Origin of the sequence: Methanohalobium evestigatum Z-7303, assembly GCF_000196655.1 — an archaeon.
In the GTDB taxonomy this organism is placed as follows: domain Archaea; phylum Halobacteriota; class Methanosarcinia; order Methanosarcinales; family Methanosarcinaceae; genus Methanohalobium; species Methanohalobium evestigatum.
The window spans coordinates 1,092,051-1,109,230 of sequence record NC_014253.1 but is presented as its reverse complement, the minus strand read 5'-3'; the positions used below and the strand labels follow the sequence as shown (position 1 = coordinate 1,109,230).

The 17,180-nt window shown below is 35.9% G+C and carries 10 protein-coding genes; 5 read left to right on the top strand and 5 right to left on the bottom strand.

What is annotated here, in order from left to right; all coding sequences use genetic code 11:
• Positions 1 to 109 precede the first annotated feature (109 nt).
• The 4 genes from METEV_RS05685 to METEV_RS05670 form a co-directional block, all read right to left on the bottom strand.
• On the bottom strand, positions 110 to 1,567 hold the full coding sequence (locus tag METEV_RS05685; RefSeq protein WP_157197294.1) for a PH domain-containing protein: 1,458 nt from the start codon (positions 1,565 to 1,567) through the stop codon (positions 110 to 112).
• A complete protein-coding gene (locus tag METEV_RS05680) occupies positions 1,554 to 2,039 on the bottom strand; it encodes a PH domain-containing protein (protein WP_013194593.1) in 486 nt (161 codons plus the stop codon). The genes METEV_RS05685 and METEV_RS05680 overlap by 14 nt, the downstream gene beginning before the upstream one ends.
• A gap of 77 nt (positions 2,040 to 2,116) precedes the next feature.
• The gene (locus METEV_RS05675; protein ID WP_013194592.1) at positions 2,117 to 3,562 is read right to left on the bottom strand and encodes a lipopolysaccharide biosynthesis protein; all 1,446 of its coding nucleotides are present in this window, start codon (positions 3,560 to 3,562) and stop codon (positions 2,117 to 2,119) included.
• A 30-nt stretch (positions 3,563 to 3,592) separates the two neighbouring features.
• Positions 3,593 to 4,747 carry a geranylgeranyl reductase family protein gene (locus tag METEV_RS05670; RefSeq protein ID WP_013194591.1) on the bottom strand — a complete coding sequence of 385 codons (1,155 nt, stop codon included), beginning with the start codon at positions 4,745 to 4,747 and terminating at the stop codon, positions 3,593 to 3,595.
• 112 nt (positions 4,748 to 4,859) lie between these two features.
• On the opposite strand from METEV_RS05670, the gene METEV_RS05665 reads away from it, so the two are divergent.
• From METEV_RS05665 to METEV_RS05655, 3 genes are all read left to right on the top strand, one after another.
• The gene (locus tag METEV_RS05665) at positions 4,860 to 6,818 is read left to right on the top strand and encodes a phosphoadenosine phosphosulfate reductase domain-containing protein (RefSeq protein WP_013194590.1); all 1,959 of its coding nucleotides are present in this window, start codon (positions 4,860 to 4,862) and stop codon (positions 6,816 to 6,818) included.
• Positions 6,819 to 7,029: 211 nt separating this feature from the next.
• A complete protein-coding gene (locus METEV_RS05660; RefSeq protein WP_198008165.1) occupies positions 7,030 to 9,339 on the top strand; it encodes a PAS domain S-box protein in 2,310 nt (769 codons plus the stop codon).
• Positions 9,340 to 9,456: 117 nt separating this feature from the next.
• Positions 9,457 to 12,771, top strand: coding sequence for a PAS domain-containing sensor histidine kinase (locus tag METEV_RS05655; protein WP_013194588.1), 3,315 nt, complete (start codon positions 9,457 to 9,459; stop codon positions 12,769 to 12,771).
• Here METEV_RS05655 and METEV_RS12340 read toward each other — a convergent pair.
• Complete coding sequence (locus METEV_RS12340; RefSeq protein ID WP_157197293.1) at positions 12,768 to 12,944, bottom strand: hypothetical protein; 177 nt, start codon at positions 12,942 to 12,944, stop codon at positions 12,768 to 12,770. The two genes, METEV_RS05655 and METEV_RS12340, sit on opposite strands and share 4 nt — an antisense overlap.
• Positions 12,945 to 13,046: 102 nt before the next feature.
• Here METEV_RS12340 and METEV_RS05650 point away from each other — a divergent pair, with 102 nt between their 5' ends.
• Positions 13,047 to 14,237 (top strand): RNA-guided endonuclease InsQ/TnpB family protein, encoded by a 1,191-nt coding sequence (locus METEV_RS05650; protein WP_013194587.1) that lies wholly within the window; start codon positions 13,047 to 13,049, stop codon positions 14,235 to 14,237.
• A gap of 190 nt (positions 14,238 to 14,427) precedes the next feature.
• Entirely contained in the window at positions 14,428 to 17,148 is a 2,721-nt protein-coding gene (locus METEV_RS05645; protein WP_013194586.1) for a DEAD/DEAH box helicase, read from the top strand.
• Positions 17,149 to 17,180 lie beyond the last annotated feature (32 nt).

Here is a 17,180-nt window from a genome sequence, read left to right as displayed (position 1 = left end):
AATACTACCAAACCTCTTTTAATTGTATTTATAATATTGAAAGATTTAACAGTATATTAAATTTGTTTATAGAACAGATAGGCAGAAAAAATAATGTCTTTTTGATAAATTAACCTCTTGAAAACCATTGCCAGATTTTTTTATTTTCCTCATTGTCAACATCCGCTATTTTGAAATCTTTTCCTGCCGGAGATGACAATACCGAAACTCTTACTGTACTTAAATCACTTCTGCGTTGGAACGGATTGGTGCTTATTTGCATGGATTGGATATGGTTTTTTAATATGAATACATGATATCGGTGTATATTCCGAAACCGTAAGGTTAATTGTTTATTCCCGAGAGCTGTTCTGCCTGTATTGTAACGGGATACTCCCAGTAAAAAAGCAGGTGGTAAAAGTAACAGAGATATCCAACCGTATGGTACCATTTGAAGTAGTAGGATAACCAAAAGCACAGGTATGGATGAACGTATAATATAACGTTTCCTTGACCTCGAAGGCAGCGGTACCATATTATCATCTGCAGGCATGCTGTATTCTGGCAATATATCATCCAAAAATTTCGGCAGTTCTCTAAAATGCAGCAGTGGATATAATCTGGTTATATAATCCTGTTTTTCAGAACTACCACCCGCAACCTCTGCAGAAACCGAACATAGACCAAACGGCTGTCTCAGCAAACCGTCCTGTACTGACACTGCCTGCACACGATTCAAATCCAGATTGTACTCTTTTTGCTCAATTATTCCCCAGGATATTTTTAGACTATCATCCTGACGGGTTAATGTGAAATTGGCATATCTAACCATGAAAACTATTGTTGATAAAATCCATGATATTAGTAGCAATATTAGCAGGATAATAACAAGGAATATCATATTGACGCCACTTTCAGGAACAACCTGTTCCAGCACAAGTCGCAGGTATGTTTCGGGTATATATGGATAAATCTGGGAGAAGGCAGCTGCGATGATGGAAAACAGAAGCATGAATCTACCTGATGTAGCACCTGCCAGAAAAAGGTTCCATGGTGAAATACGATAAGTATTTACTTCTTTTTCATATGTTTCAGTTATTGTTTCATCAGAGGATGTTTTCTGTGATTTGTATGGTTTATGTTTTTCCAAATGAGCTTTAATTTTTTGGGTTTCATCTATGGATACAGCAGTAAGTGTCAATTCAGATTCCATTCCACTACCTGCTGTTTTTACCTGTACACTGGCAACTCTCAGAAGTTTTAGCAGTATATTTGTGCGTACATTAACTGTCTGTACACGTTCTCTCTTAATCGATCTCTCTTTTTTAAACAGTAATCCCTTTTTTATGTGAAGGTAACCTTCTTCGTATTGATAGGTATATAGGTACCATTTTGCTGCAGAATACGATAGAAGGAGAACCAGAAAAACAATTGCTATCCATACAAGAAAAGAAAAATCCATTCCTGACAGGTCATCCCTCAATGATAACACAAAAAAGAATAGAGGTGGTAAAGCATAAATTATACTTTTGAAGGTTTCCACAATGATCATGACCGGGTGCTGGTGTTTGTACTCAGACATCTTCATCACTTAATCTTGCAAGGGATGCAATTTGTCCCATAAGTTCTGCGGATTTTTCTTTCGATAAAGCAGGGATGTAATGGTTTGTGGCAGCTGTGGATATCCTTAATGTCGCCAATCCGAAAAACCTCATCACAGGTCCGTGTTCAGTATCTACATGTTGAACTCTGACCATGGGGATAAGGGTCCGTCTGACAATAAAAATTCCGTGCTGGATATCTATCTCATTTTCCCTTATTTCATATCTCCAGAAACGCATTTTAAGCCGGGGTTCTACAATTGCCGACCATATTGTAAAAGTTACCACTGCAGCTATCCCTATCCAGCCCCACAAAATAGGCAAATCCCAGATAGAACTTATCAGAGTTATATAGGATATAGGAATCAGTAAGAGGATAACACCGGTCAAAAATCCGCTGACAAACCAGGATTTTAAAGCGCTTGGGTCTATACGTTCGGAGGGTTCAGCATTTAACATTTATCTTTCCTTAATACCCACCTAATTATTTTAAATTATGCATAATTAAATGATAACCAAATGTTAAAAACACTTAATTAAGGGCGGATAAGGTTTTTGAAAAATTCTATTTCTTCTTTAGCAAATCCCTTAAGCAATATCAAAACCGCAAAATAAAACACTGCACAGATACCAATCATGACAAGTGCATCAAACAGGTTAACAGGGTCCCAGGATATAACTATCAAAGACATTAAAATCGAGGCAAAAAGGCTCTTTGATATAAACCTGAAATTCACATCAAACTTCAGGTATTTTGAGGAATAATACGCAATCAAACAAAGACCTACAATAAATGATAAGAGGGTTGTTCCAGCTGCTCCTATGATACCGATATAGGGAATTATCAATATATTCAGTCCAAAGTTTAAAACAGCAGCAAACATCCAAATTTTTCCGATAGTCTTTGTTTTCTTTTCCAGATAAATAACCTTCTCAAAGATAATAAATACTCCAAATACCAGCGCACTCAATGCTACAAACGGTGTGATTTGATAACCTTTAGATGCAATTTCCGGGGTTGATAGTATCAACAATATCTGTTCTGATAGAAAAGATAGTCCAAAAACTGCGGGTATACCCACAGCAAGGAAATATTTCAAAGAATAACTAAGTATTTTTTTAACCTCATCCAGATTGTTTTCATCATAGTATTTTGATAAAATCATTGGCAACATAAAATTAAGCGGTGCAAGAAACATTCTTACAATGTTTCCAAGAGTATATCCCGGTGAATACAAACCAACAGCGGAAGTACCCAGAAAACCACTGATTACATAACGGTCACTTGAATTAACAACCCACTGCGACATACTACCGGGAACGTTGGGCAAACCAAAACTTAGATATTCTTTTATATTTGTAAATCTCGGTCTTTTGATTCCTATTTCTGCCCCTATTATAACTGTTGTAGCCAGCAATAACACTATATCTTTGGTTAAAAGACCTGCAAGTGCACCTGTTAAACCTTCACCCATCAATACAAAAAATGATACAAGTACTATGAAAAGAACTGTTTTAGTAACCAGTAAAACTGAATGTTTTTTAATCTGCTGTGTAGCTCGGAAATAATTAAAAAGGATACCATTTAATGATTCAAGAAATATGATTGCTGATAGAATCTGTACAGCAAGTGTATTGCCATCAAATAAAACCGAGGCTATACTGCCTGCAAGTAGATAAACCATAAGTGACGCCGAGAAACCTGTTAATATTACTATAGACAAAAAAGAGTAGAAAATATCCTGAAAATCTTCTGCTTTTTTAACAGACGGTAAATACCTTACCATTGCAGCAGGTAATCCAAGCATCACTATATTTGGTACGATACCCACTGTGACGATAATCTGTACCCATATACCATAACTCTCAACCGGCATATTCTTTGTCAATATGGGAAGCAGTATAAGTCCGCTTAAACTTCCAACTAAATTGGTTATGCCTACAAGTCCGATTCTCTGTGCAAAAAGTTTGTATTCACTCATCCTGTCGTCCTTATATCATACTAAATTAAGTTAAACATTGGCTTTCAAAATTTTTAAAATATAATATGGAAACCTCGGTAACAGCCAACTTATAAATTGTTTGTATTCTGATTCACCTTTTACAACAAGCAATGCCTTATTTAACATCAATTCGCTACTTGTCAGCATTGTTGCAAAAATGTTTGGGAAACTATAAAAAAACTTGGAAAATATCAATGAGTATTTCAAATTGTTCCCAAAAACATCTTCACATCTTGTAAGATAAGTTGAGAACTTATCTTCGGAAAAATCGTTTTCTTCAAAAGCTTCAATAACAGTATTTGCAGCAATTTTCCCAGACATTATTGCATAAGAGATGCCTTCTCCTAAAAATGCATCTACAAATCCAGCAGCATCACCTACAAGAATTACGCGGTCAGAATGAACATCCCTTTTATATCCACCTATAGGTATAAAATGACCTCTGGGTTTCAGGTAATCAAAATACTGGTCTTTTATATAATCGTAGTAGGTTTTAAGGGGTTTTGACTCTGAAGAGTTGTCAAATAATCCCAGTCCAACCGAAATATGGTTGTCTTTTGGAAACGTCCAAAAATAACCGTTTTTCACTCTTCCAAAATCAACTTCTGTTATATCCAGATATTTGTTGTTAATATACTCGATTGATGCCGGCACTTCAGAAATCAGAGAAAAAGCATTTCTATTGGTTTCTGAACCAGACCTTACATATCTGGCACATATACTGTTGACTCCATCTGCACCAATAACAATCCGTGCTTTAAATAAGCCTTTTGTAGTGTTAACAGCAACATAATCATTCTCTGCGTTGACTGAATTTACCGATGTGTTATCAAGAATTTCTGCACCTTTTTTGGTCGCCTGTTGGGATAAATAATAATCAAATTCATCTCTTGAGACCAGAATCCCTACCGGTCTGTCAAGTTTTGATTCAAGAACATGATTTTTGTATTTTATCCGTGTTCCATAACAGTATCTTTTTATCAGATGTTTGGGTATTTCAAATTCAAGGCTGTTTAGAGCACGCTGGGATACAAGACCTGCACACGGCTTTTTTCGTGGTAATTTTTGTTTCTCAATGAGTAATGTATCCAGTCCTTTTTCAGCAGTATGTTTTGCAGCTGTTGTTCCTGCAGGACCTGCACCAATAATTAACACATCATACATAATTTTGGATTATAGGTATTATTTACTAAAAGATAGGCTGAAATAATGTTACATAATAAAATTTTGCTCCACCAAAGGATTTTAAAAACCTATCCAACTATCACTGATACAGATGCAAAAATCCACGTTTTCAAAACGCAAATCCAGACCAAGAAACTATAAAAAACAAAAACAGATAACCTACAATAAAAATTATATTTTCTGGTGCAACCGGTGTAATCTCCCTCTTATAGGAAAAGAATGCGGAATATGCAATAATATCGGCAACAAAATAAACCTGTCACAACCCGGTGACGTCAGGTTCTGTTCTTCTTATGAGCGTGAAATATTATCCCAAAAACTTCAATCCATTTATGGCTGCAACCCGATAGAAGATAAACTGATTCTTCTTAACAAAATTCCCGGTGAAGACAAAACTGATGAGGTTATTGTAGATGGTTATCATATCGGTACATTACGTTTCGACCTTGAAACTCTTGATTACAAATTCGACATATCTCTGGTAGGTTCAAAAATCCTGCTAAACCATACCGATAAAAAAACTGTGACTGTGAAGGATACTAAACGCCATTTAAGCGGTAAAAAGGTAAAATTTGACCAGATTGAATATTACACAGATGATATAAAAAATGGTGAACAGGTTCTTATAAAAACACCAAAGCTTACAGGTTACGGAACTGCATATCTTGACAGCAAGGATTTCTCTGCATCTGAAAAAGCGGTCTTGAAAGTCAAAAAAATTGACAATTCTGAAGTAACTTTATCCGAAAAAAATCCCGATTTAAACGATGTTATTATTGCCAATGCTTCTCATTTAAAACAGCTCCAGAAAAACGCCATGAATACCATAAAAGGTATTGTGAACCAGAAAGAATACAAAAATCTGCCTGTTCATGTATCCTTTAGTGGGGGTAAAGACAGCCTTGTTGTCCTGGATTTGACCAGAAAAGCTCTTAAAAACAGGGAACTTAAAGCGTTTTTCATAAATACCGGTATTGAATATCCTGAAACGGTCGAATTTGCAAGACGGTTTACCAGTGAAAATAATATAGATTTTGTTGAATCCGGTGCAGGTAATAAATTCTGGGAAAAAGTAGGTGATTTCGGTCCGCCTGCAAAAGATTTCAGGTGGTGCTGTAAAGTTTGTAAACTGGCTCCTGCAAATACTATAATTGATAAATGTAGTGAAAAAGGGATGTGCCTTACTGTAGACGGTAAACGTACTTATGAGTCGTTTTCAAGGTCAGCAATATCCACTATAGAGCAGAATCCTTTTGTACCCAATCAGCTGAATATATTTCCAATAAAAGACTGGAAAGCTATTGAACTCTGGCTGTACATCTACTGGCAAAAACTTGAATACAATCCACTCTATGACATGGGTTTTGAAAGGGTTGGATGTTATCTTTGTCCTGCGGCACTTTCTGCTGAATATCAAAGGATGAAAGAAATACATCCCGAAATGTATGAGCACTGGAATAATTTCCTTCTTAATTGGGCTCACAGGAACGGATTACCCGATGAATTTGTTGAGCATGGATTCTGGAGATGGAGACAACTACCGCCCAAAATGCTGAAACTTGCTGAAAAACTGGATATTAGAACAACACCTGAAAAACCTGAAGAACCATTCAGTGTGGAAATGACTTCTGGAATATCTCCCTGCAAATCAGGTGGATATACTGTTGAAGGAACTGTAAAAGGCATGTATATTGACCAGGCAGCCGGTATCATGAATATAATGGGCAAAACCGTTTTTTCACAGGACCTTGGAACATTGCTCGTAAAAACCGATACTGCAAGCATCAAAGTCTTTTCATCCGGAAATATACAGGTCACAGCAAAAACAAAGGATGAATCACATTCTGTTTTTAAAGAAACTACAAGACAGTTGAAAAGAGCAGTAAAATGTAAGAAATGCGGTATCTGTAAAGACATCTGTCCGGTTGGTGCTGTAAAATTATCCGATGGTACAGAAAACCATACCAACATTACTATAGACGAATCCTGTACAAAATGCGGTAAATGCACTCAATCGTGCGTGATTCTCAAATATCCGGATAACCTATAAAAATAAAGTTACAATAATAAAAACATCGGGCTACTTCTAAAAAACCTTTTTATATACGGCTTGATATAGAAGTTAATTAACATTATATCATTAAACTAACATTATAGTATCATGTTAATACTGTTTGATGGCAGGTTTTCCGTTGAAAAATGATAAATATAGCTACTATAGCACTGTTCAACCCCATACTGAGTATTATGTAACAGATAAAATGAATTTAACCCAGACAATTGCATCCATAACAAATATTTTTGGACGATTCAGTGATGTGGATGCAAAAATAAAGGATTCACTTGGTAAACTCGGGGTATTGTTCAGTTCTACACGAAGTTATGTTTTTCTTTTTAAAAATAATAAAAAAACCATGGATAACACCCATGAGTGGTGTTATACCGGTATTGAACCCTGGAAAGAGAAATTGCAGAACCTGTCCACTGATGTTTTTCCGTGGCTTATGAATGAGTTGAAAAAAGATGAAGTTATCCATGTTAATGACGTTGCTACACTTCCTGATGAAGCTTTGAAAGAAAAGAATCTACTGGGTAAGGGAGACGTCAGATCTTTCATCATTATACCTCTGCACATAAATGATGAACTTTCGGGTTTTATAGGTCTGGATAATATTACAACGGATTACAGGATTGATAATCTCAATATTTTACAGATGGTATCTGATGTTATTGGAACAGAACTCGGGAAAAAAATTGCAGATAATGCGCTTGAACAATCCGAAAAAAGACACAGAAGTTTGATAGAAAACCTGCCGCTGGGAGTTTTTTCAACTGACAGTAACGGTGAGATAATCCAGTGTAATAAATACCTTATAGATATTACAAAATCTTCAAAGGAAAAAATCATAGGCCTTAATATCTTCAATTTACCTGTAAACAGTGAGATTAAAAACTGTATCAGGAATGCTCTGGATGGATATACACAGTTTTATGAAGGCGAGTATAAAACAGTTCTTACAGGAAAAAACCTCAAAATCAGAGCTTATTTCACACCTGATACATCAGAAGATGGGAAAATAGTAGGCTGTATCGGTACAATCACGGATTTGACCGGAAAAACCGATGAACAGGACGATAAAACCAGAAAAATGGAAAAAGTTATTGACAATATTGATACCCACATCTGGTACTTTGCAGACAGGAGAACATATGGGCTGGTAAACAAACCGCATGCAAACTTCTTCGGTTTTAGAAAAGAAGATTTGGAATACAACGATATTTATGACGTTCATTTAAAACAGACAGCATATTTAATTAAAGGTCTAAGTGATTATGTTTTTGAGAACAAATCCCGTTTGCAGACGACTGAAAAGCTTATAAATAAAAACGGAGAGCTTCGTAATTTATCTATTACATTAACTCCTGAATTTGATTACAATGGTGACGTGGATTATGTCATCTGTTCTGGAGAAGATATAACCGAACACGAAAAATCAAAAAAACGTATTGAAGAGTCAGAAATCAGGTACAGAACTTTGTTTGAAGATTTGATAGACGCGGTCCTTGTGCAGGATTTAGACGGAAATTTTCTGGATGTCAATCTGACAGCCTGCGAATTTCTTGGTTACAGCAAAGCCGATATCCTGAAAATGGGTTACAAGGATATCGATGCACTGGAACAGGTAGGAAATCTTAACGCATTTGAAAATGACTTGTACAGGCATGGACGTGCGGTTTTTGAAACTAAATATATAAAAAACGATGGTTCTACAATCTCTGTAGAGGTTAATTCAAGATTTATACAGTACCAGGGCAAACCTGCCATACTTCTGGTTGCCAGAGATATAACAGGCAGGAAAAATGCAGAAGAAAAATTGCAGGAATATGCGGACAAACTTGAACATTCAAACAAATTGAAGGATATGTTTACAGACATACTGCGGCATGATCTTCTCAATCCAGCTGGTGTCGTCAAGGGTTTCACCCAGTTGTTAATCAGTATGGAAAATGATGATTATAAACTCGATGTTTTGAACAAAATCAAGGCGAGCAATGAAAAACTCATTGAATTAATTCAGAATGCATCTTATTTTGCAAAGCTGGATGCAATGGAGGATTTGGAATTTGAAAAGCAGGATATTTCAGCAATCTTGAAAAGTGTAGTCTCTGATTTTGAACAGCAGGCTAAGGATAAAAACATCGATATTGAATTTTTGGCTGAAGGTGAATATCCAGCAATAATTAATCCTGTTATGGAACAGGTGTTTGCAAATTTGTTATCCAATGCAGTAAAATACAGTCCTGAAAACAGCAGGGTTATTATTGATATTGACGATATTGGGAAATTCTGGAAGGTTAGTTTCACAGATTTTGGTGAAGGAATTCCTGATGAAGATAAAGAAACAATATTTACACGTTTCCAGCGGCTTGAAAAAGACAGTGTTAAAGGAAGTGGTTTGGGCCTTGCCATTGTTAAACAAATAATTGAACTGCATGATGGTGAAGTAGGAGTAGATGATAATCCTGAAGGTCGAGGCAGTGTGTTCTGGGTAACTTTAAAAAAAGCATAAATATTAATATAAATCATTATTTATAATTACAATGTTTAGTAAATTAAGTTGCAACTTGTAAAGTACAGTGGTGGTTAACACTGACAATTACTTTTTAACTCAAAACCTCTTGATATAATGGTATATAATATGCAGGATGAAAACAAGACCAAAAAACAGCTAATCCGGGAACTGGAAACGTTGCGTAATCAGGTAAAACAACCCAAATCTCCTGATTCTGAATCATTCATTCCTTTTGATACTATTTTTGATGCAATACCTGACGTCATTGGAATCCAGAATACAGACCATGAAATTATCTGTTATAATAAAGCAGGATATAAGTTCCTGAACGTTTCACCTGAAGAGGTAAAGGGCAAAAAATGTTTTGAGATTATTGGAAGGCAGTCACCATGTGATATTTGTGCAACCAAAAACGTTTACAAAACAAAACAACCGTCACAGGTTCAAAAATATATCGAAAGTATGGGAGTGTGGCTTGATGTACGAGCCTATCCGGTTCAGGATGAAAACGGTGAATTAACACAGATTATAGAACACCTCCGGGATATTACTACTGAAAAAGAGATGGAAAAAGAGCTTGAAAAGTCTCACATAGAACTGGAAAAACGTATAGAAGAAAGGACTGAACAACTCAAACAGGAAAAAGACCTGATGAAAAAATACCTTGATGTTTCTGGAACTATTATACTGGCACTTGACTGCAACCAAAACATAACCCTTGTCAACAACAAGGGTTGTGAAATCCTTGGTTATAACAAAGACAAAATTGTAGGAAGCAATATTTTTGATATTATTCCTGAACGATATAAAAATGACATAAAATCTGTTTCAGGAAAATTGTTAAATGAAGGTATTCAGACAGCACAGCGCTTTGAAAATCCGATTTTGACCGGTACAGGTGAAGAGAGAATTATATCATGGCATAATACTGTTCTAAAGGATCAAAACGGAAACATTACAGGTACTCTCAGTTCGGGTATAGATATTACAGAACGAAAACTGGCAGAGGAGAAGCAAGATTATCTGAATCAGGTATTAAGAGCAATAAGAAACGTAAACCAGCTCATAACCCATGAAAATGACCGCTTCCAATTAATACAAAAATCCTGCGAATTACTTGTTGAAACCCGGGGTTATCACAATGCATGGATAGCACTGATGGATGAAAACGGTGGAGGTGGATTCAACAATATTGTACAGGCTGGCATGGGAGCTGAGTTTGCTTATATAAAAGATAAGCTTAAAGACGGTGGATTAATTGATTGTGTGCAAAAAGCATTGAATCAATCCGATACAATAGTGGTAAAAAATCCTGTTTCTGCCTGTGTCAATTGTCCGCTTCCTGATGTGCATAAAGGTAACAACCTGACCAGAAAACTGGAATACAATAACAGAACTTATGGAATACTTTCTGTCACCGTTCCGTCTGAATACGGGAAAGATAATGATGAACTGGATTTGTTTGATGAACTTACAAATGACCTGTCGTATGCTTTGTACAATCTGGAAATTGAAGATGAAAAAATTAAAGCTTATAACAAAGTTCAGCAGTCTTTAAAACAGTATCAGGATATTTTCAATGGAATGAATGATGCTGCTTTTGTTCATGACCTTGAAGGTAATTTTCTGGATGTAAATGATGTCGCAGTTCAAAGACTTGGATATTCCAGAGAAGAATTGCTTGCTATGGGACCCAAAGGTATTGATGATGAGACAAGCAAAATAAAAATTAAAAACCGAATTAATAGCATCCTTGATGATGGTTATTTTGCGTTTGAAGCGTCACATGTAACAAAAACCGGTAAAAAAATACCGGTAGCTATAAACTCCAGTCTGGTAGAGTATGAAGGTAAACCCGCTATATTAAGCATTGCAAGGGATATCACAGAAAGAAAGAAGATTGAAAAAGCATTAAAGGAAAATGAAAAATTATACCGAAGGATTACCAACAACATGCTTGATCTTGTCAGCCAGACAGATGAAAAAGGAGTGTTTGAATATGTAAGCCCGTCACATGAATATATTCTTGGGTACAAACCGCATTACCTTGTCGGTAAAAATGTATTTGATTTTGTTCACCCAGAAGACCGAAACAAGTTGAAGCATCTTTTTTACAAATGTATCAACAACCAGAAATCTGCAACTGTAGAACATCGGTACCAGCACGCTGATGGTTACTATCTGTGGCTGGAAACCGTCGGCAATGTTGTCTATGATGAGGACGAAAATGATGTCAAGGCAATTTTCGGCACCCGAAACGTTACAGAACGCAAGAAAACTGAAATCGCGTTAAAGGAAAGTGAGAAACGTTACAGAACTATTTTTGAAACAACAGGGTCAGCTACTGCAATTGCAGACGAAAATTCAACGTTTTTGCTCGTTAACAGGGAATTTGAAAAATTATCTGGATACTCCAAAGAAGAAATTGAAAAAAGGAAAAACTGGACTGATTTTATAGTTGAAGAAGATTTGCCGTATCTCAGGGAAAATTACTACAAACTGTTAGCCAATTCCACGTCAGTACCCAGAAAATACGAATTCAGGTTTATAGACAGAAACAACAACCAGAAATATATCAGTATGGCGGTAAATTCAATACCTGAAAGAAAAATCGCTATAGCTACACTTCTGGATATCACAGAACGCAAACAATCGGAAGAAACATTAAGAATTTATTCTGAAAAACTTTCAAAAACAAACGAAGAGCTCAGAGAACTGGATAAAATGAAAGATGAGTTCATATCTAACCTGAGTCATGAATTGAGAACTCCTATCACGTCCATTAAAGGTTTCAGCGAATTAATATACAACGAAAAACTTGGAACCCTTAATGAAAAGCAAAAAGAAGGGATGGATAGTATTGTAAAAAGCTGTGATAGACTCAGGTGGCTCATAGAATCATTGCTTTATGTAAACAAGTTACAGACAGAAAAAATTCAGTATAAATTCGAACCTGTTGATGTAGAAACCCTAATTGATGGAGTAGTTTCAAACCTCAGCCTGCAGATTAAAGAAAAGGAGATTTCGATTGAAAAATACGTAGATGAAAATCTTCCATATGTTAACGGAGATAAAGATTATCTGAGGCAGGTTCTGGTTCACCTTATGGATAATGCCCGCAAATTCACCTCTTCAGGTGGTAAAATACAGATACATGCTTTTAATGATGCTGATAAAAGTATGGACAATTTTGTTCATATAATTGTAAAAGATAACGGTATAGGAATCAAAAAAGAATCCATTCCTGATATTTTCAAACTGTTCTATCAAATCGATGGTTCCATGACCCGCAAATATGAAGGAACAGGTCTCGGGATGTATCTGTGTAACAAAATAATTGAAACCCATAACGGATACATCTGGGTGGATAGTGAGGAAAATGCAGGTACAGATGTTCATGTTAAATTACCTGCGATATACAACTATTAAATCACAAACGCAATAACGTATACATCCCTGCCAGAAGTATCCAGATGTGCATCTGGAATTATAACGTTATCAGTATCTTTAAATTTATCATGTATACGCTTTATGTTAAGGGCTTTAAACCTGTACAAGTTCTCGACGTAACATTTCCCTGTATTCTGAATATAACCTGTCAAAATCAAGAGTTTTTATATAGTATACTTTATAAGTAAAATATATAAGAATTGATAACAGAAAATATAATCAGTTAATCAATTATATTCATCATGGAGATTGTTATGGTAAAAAGAACCGAAACGATATATCTAAATTATGATAAAAACCTTAGCTGGTTGTGTCATATTTCCAAGAACTTATACAACCAGGCAAACTTCATAGTTAAACAATCTCTAAATGATGATGGTGATTGGGTAAGATACGAAGAACTAAATAAACAGTTAAAAGGTACTGAAAATTATTCTGTTTTACCCACACAAACAGCACAACAGACACTAAAACTGATGGATAAAAACTGGAAATCTTTCTTCCAATCAATTAAAGACTGGGAAAAGAACCCAGAAAATTACTATTCAAAACCCAACCCACCAAAATATAAAAAGAAAAATGGCGAAAATATTCTCACTTTCACAAACCAACAGTGTAAGATAAAAAACGGAGTCCTCAAGTTACCGAAGAAAACGAACCTGCAAGTAGAAACTCGTCTTACAGATGACACTAAACTAAATCAAGTTCGAATTATTCCTATGGGAGTTGGTTATAAGTGTGAAATTGTTTACGAGAAGGATTTAGAAACACCAGATCCAAACGAAGAAAACATCGCCAGTATCGACCTGGGAATTAATAATATCGTCACTATGGTGAATAACATCGGTGAAAAACCGATTGTTATTAAGGGCGGAGTCGCAAAATCAATAAACCAGTTCTACAACAAAAAATCTGGAAAACTAAAATCCATTTATGATAAATTAGGCATCAAAAACAGCAAAAAACTGAAAAAACTATACCATAAATATAAAATGAAAATCAATGACTTCTTCCATAAAGCAAGTAAAAGGATTGTTGATTTTTGTGTCAAACACAACATCGGCACACTAGTCATTGGATATAACGAAGGGTGGAAACAAGAAGTGTATATGGGTAAGCGCAATAACCAAAAGTTTACACAGATTCCATTTCATAGACTTCCTGAACAACTAAAATACAAAGCCGAAGATGTTGGATTGAAAGTGATTGAGCAAGAAGAATCCTATACATCGAAGTGTTCGTTCCTCGATGGAGAACCAGTTGAGAGAAGGACTTCTTATATTGGTAAAAGAATTAAAAGAGGGCTTTTCCGATCATCTAACGGCACTATAATCAATGCCGATGTAAATGGTGCCTATAATATTATGAAGAAAGCAATCCCTGATTTAGATGGGATAGAGGGTGTAGCGTTACACCCGGTGAGTATATCTCACGAATGTAACTGATAATAAAATTAGTTATCTAATGTTACTAAGTTTATCAATTACAATGACGTTGTAAGATACCTTTTCGTTTTTCCAAACATGGAATCTATGATAATTTTTTATCAAATAAAATATTGTTTATTTTTTATTATCATGACTCAACCGATGATTTAATACAATGAACACTGAAAATTAAGAGTGGTTTCTTGAAATGAGCGTAAAACAGCAGATTAATAAAATCAGGTCATCCAGAGGATATCAGAACCAGATAGTACATATTGAAGATATACCTGCAAAAAATCCAGAGTATAAAACCATTGAACTGAAACCACTGATAAATTATGGACTGGATAAAGCAGGGATAAATAACCTGTATAAACATCAAGTGGAAGCGATTGAGAATATAAGGAATGGAAAAAACATTGTACTTTCGACAGGAACCGCAAGTGGGAAAACGCTTTCTTATCTTATACCTGTTTTTGAACACCTTACGGATAACAATGATGCGACTGTAATATATGTCTCACCTTTGAATGCTCTTGTTAATGACCAGGTTAAAAAGTTCCAGAATTTCAGGGATGAAACTGGACTTGATATAGATATAAACAGGTTCATAGGTTCAATACCTGATGAAGAGAAAAAATCTGCAAAAAATAACTCGCGTATCATTTTCACAAACCCTGAAATGCTTCATATGAGCCTGCTTCAATGGAAGCATCAATGGTTTAGGGTTCTTTCCAACCTGAAATACATCATTCTTGATGAGAGCCACTATTACAGGGGAGTTCTTGGCAGTAATATGGCAAACCTTCTCAGAAGACTTGAGCGTGTATGCAACTATTACGGTTCAAATCCACAATACATCTGCTGTACAGCAACAATTGGTAATCCAGAAGAACATGCACACTGTCTTACCGGAAAAGATGTCACCGTTATTGATAGTGATGGATCAAGTAACGGTCCGCAGAAATTTGTTTTCTGGAACCCTCCTCTTTTTATAAATAAGAAAGGTTTCAATGTCAGGAAAGCCAGTTTCTATGAATCTGTAAGACTTTTTTCAACATTTGTACAGGACGGTTATCAATCTATAATTTTTACAAGGTCAAGACAAAAAGCTGAAAGAATGGCGTTATCTGCTAAAAAAGAACTTGAAACCCGCGATTCTTCTGAAAAAGTATGCTCATACAGAGGTGGATATCACAAAGATGACAGAGAAAATATAGAAAAACAATTGTCTGAGGGTACACTTAGAGGCGTAATCTCAACCAATGCGCTTGAACTTGGTATTGACATCGGAGGTCTTGATGTATGTGTTCTTGACGGTTATCCCGGGACAGTGATGAATACTAAACAGCAGGCAGGAAGAGCCGGTCGTGGAGATAATGAAAGTGCGGTTTTCATGGTAGCAGGACCTGATGCCCTTGATCAGTATTATATGAGGAATCCTGATAAGTTTTTCAGGAAAAACATCGAAAAAGCTGTTATTAATGTATCAAATCCGTATATACAGGAAGGTCATATCCTCTGTGCTGCCAAGGAAATACCACTAAGAGAAAAAGACGAAATGTATTTTGGACCTAAATTCCACAGTATTGTGCAGTCACTTGATAACCAGAAAATGGTTACAGAAAAAGAACCTAAATCATCACTGATTCCCCAGCCTCATATGGATGTTTCCATCCGCAATATAAGCAAGCATGGATATACTATAGTACTGGTAAGTGGTAATAAAAGAAAAACCCTTGAAAAAGATATGGAAAGTTCTCAGGCATTCAGGGAAGGTTTTGAAGGGTCAATATATCTGAGCCAAGGAATTCCATATATTGTCACTGAAATGAATCACGAGAAAGGTGAAATTTATGTTCAGGAGACCCGGGCTGACTACTATACCAAACCATTAATTGATTCAGAAATATCTGTAAAGGAAATTTATGAAAACAGCTCTCTTAATACCTCAAATGATATAACAATCGGATACGGCAGTGTTGAAGTAGAAGAACAGGTAACGGGTTACAAAAAGTTCCAGCAGTTTAGTGAAGAAGAACTGGGCGAATATTCACTTGACATGCCAAGGACAACCCTTGAAACCGAATCTTTATGGATGGAATTGCCTGAAAGGTTTAAAGAACTTGTAAACAATTGCGACCTTGATTTTGACGGGGGTATTCATGCTGTAGAGCACGGTATGATTGCAATGTATCCTATTCATCTTCTGGCGGACAGGAATGATGTCGGAGGTCTTTCAAAATCCAACCATTCTGATATCGGAGATAAAAGTGGTATATTCATTTATGACGGGCATAATGGAGGAGTAGGTTATGCCGAAAACGGATACCATAAGCTCATTGAGATGCTGGATGTCACCTTAAATGCTATCGAAAATTGTCCCTGCAACGATGGATGTCCAAGCTGTATACAGTCTCCAAAATGTGGCAACAATAACAGTCCTCTTGATAAACATGCAGCTATAATGATTCTGCGTGAAATGCTTGCAAAACCCAGATACACTCCACCCAAAAAATCAAAATCTGGAACAAAACCTCTGGATAAATTCGGCAACAGTAAATTAATCTCTGCGGATGAATGGATTAAAAAAGGTAGGGTTTTTGGAAAAGAGAAAAAACACAAAAATGCGTGTGAATGCTTTGACAATGCTTTACAACTCGAACCAGATAACGCCAATGCCCTCTATGATAAGGCGAAAGCCTGTTTCCATTTAAGAATGTATGAACAATCCTCAGAATGTATTAATAAAGTTCTGGAAATGGGTTATAACACTGCAAATCTTAGAAAATTAAAGGGTATCAATCTTGTCAATCTCGGAAAATATCAAGCAGCCCTTGATGAATTTAATAAAGCGCTAAAACTTGAACCTGATAATCCCAAAATTCAAAAACTCAAATCCGACACTGAAAAACAACTGAGTGGATAAAGTCTTTACAAGAATATATTTAAATCGAAACC

Coding starts and splice junctions, on each gene's coding strand:
- METEV_RS05685 (WP_157197294.1), bottom strand. CDS start 1,567: ATGAAGATGTCTGAGTACAAACACCAGCACCCGGTCATGATCATTGTG.
- METEV_RS05680 (WP_013194593.1), bottom strand. CDS start 2,039: ATGTTAAATGCTGAACCCTCCGAACGTATAGACCCAAGCGCTTTAAAA.
- METEV_RS05675 (WP_013194592.1), bottom strand. CDS start 3,562: ATGAGTGAATACAAACTTTTTGCACAGAGAATCGGACTTGTAGGCATA.
- METEV_RS05670 (WP_013194591.1), bottom strand. CDS start 4,747: ATGTATGATGTGTTAATTATTGGTGCAGGTCCTGCAGGAACAACAGCT.
- METEV_RS05665 (WP_013194590.1), top strand. CDS start 4,860: ATGCAAAAATCCACGTTTTCAAAACGCAAATCCAGACCAAGAAACTAT.
- METEV_RS05660 (WP_198008165.1), top strand. CDS start 7,030: ATGAATTTAACCCAGACAATTGCATCCATAACAAATATTTTTGGACGA.
- METEV_RS05655 (WP_013194588.1), top strand. CDS start 9,457: ATGGTATATAATATGCAGGATGAAAACAAGACCAAAAAACAGCTAATC.
- METEV_RS05650 (WP_013194587.1), top strand. CDS start 13,047: ATGGTAAAAAGAACCGAAACGATATATCTAAATTATGATAAAAACCTT.
- METEV_RS05645 (WP_013194586.1), top strand. CDS start 14,428: ATGAGCGTAAAACAGCAGATTAATAAAATCAGGTCATCCAGAGGATAT.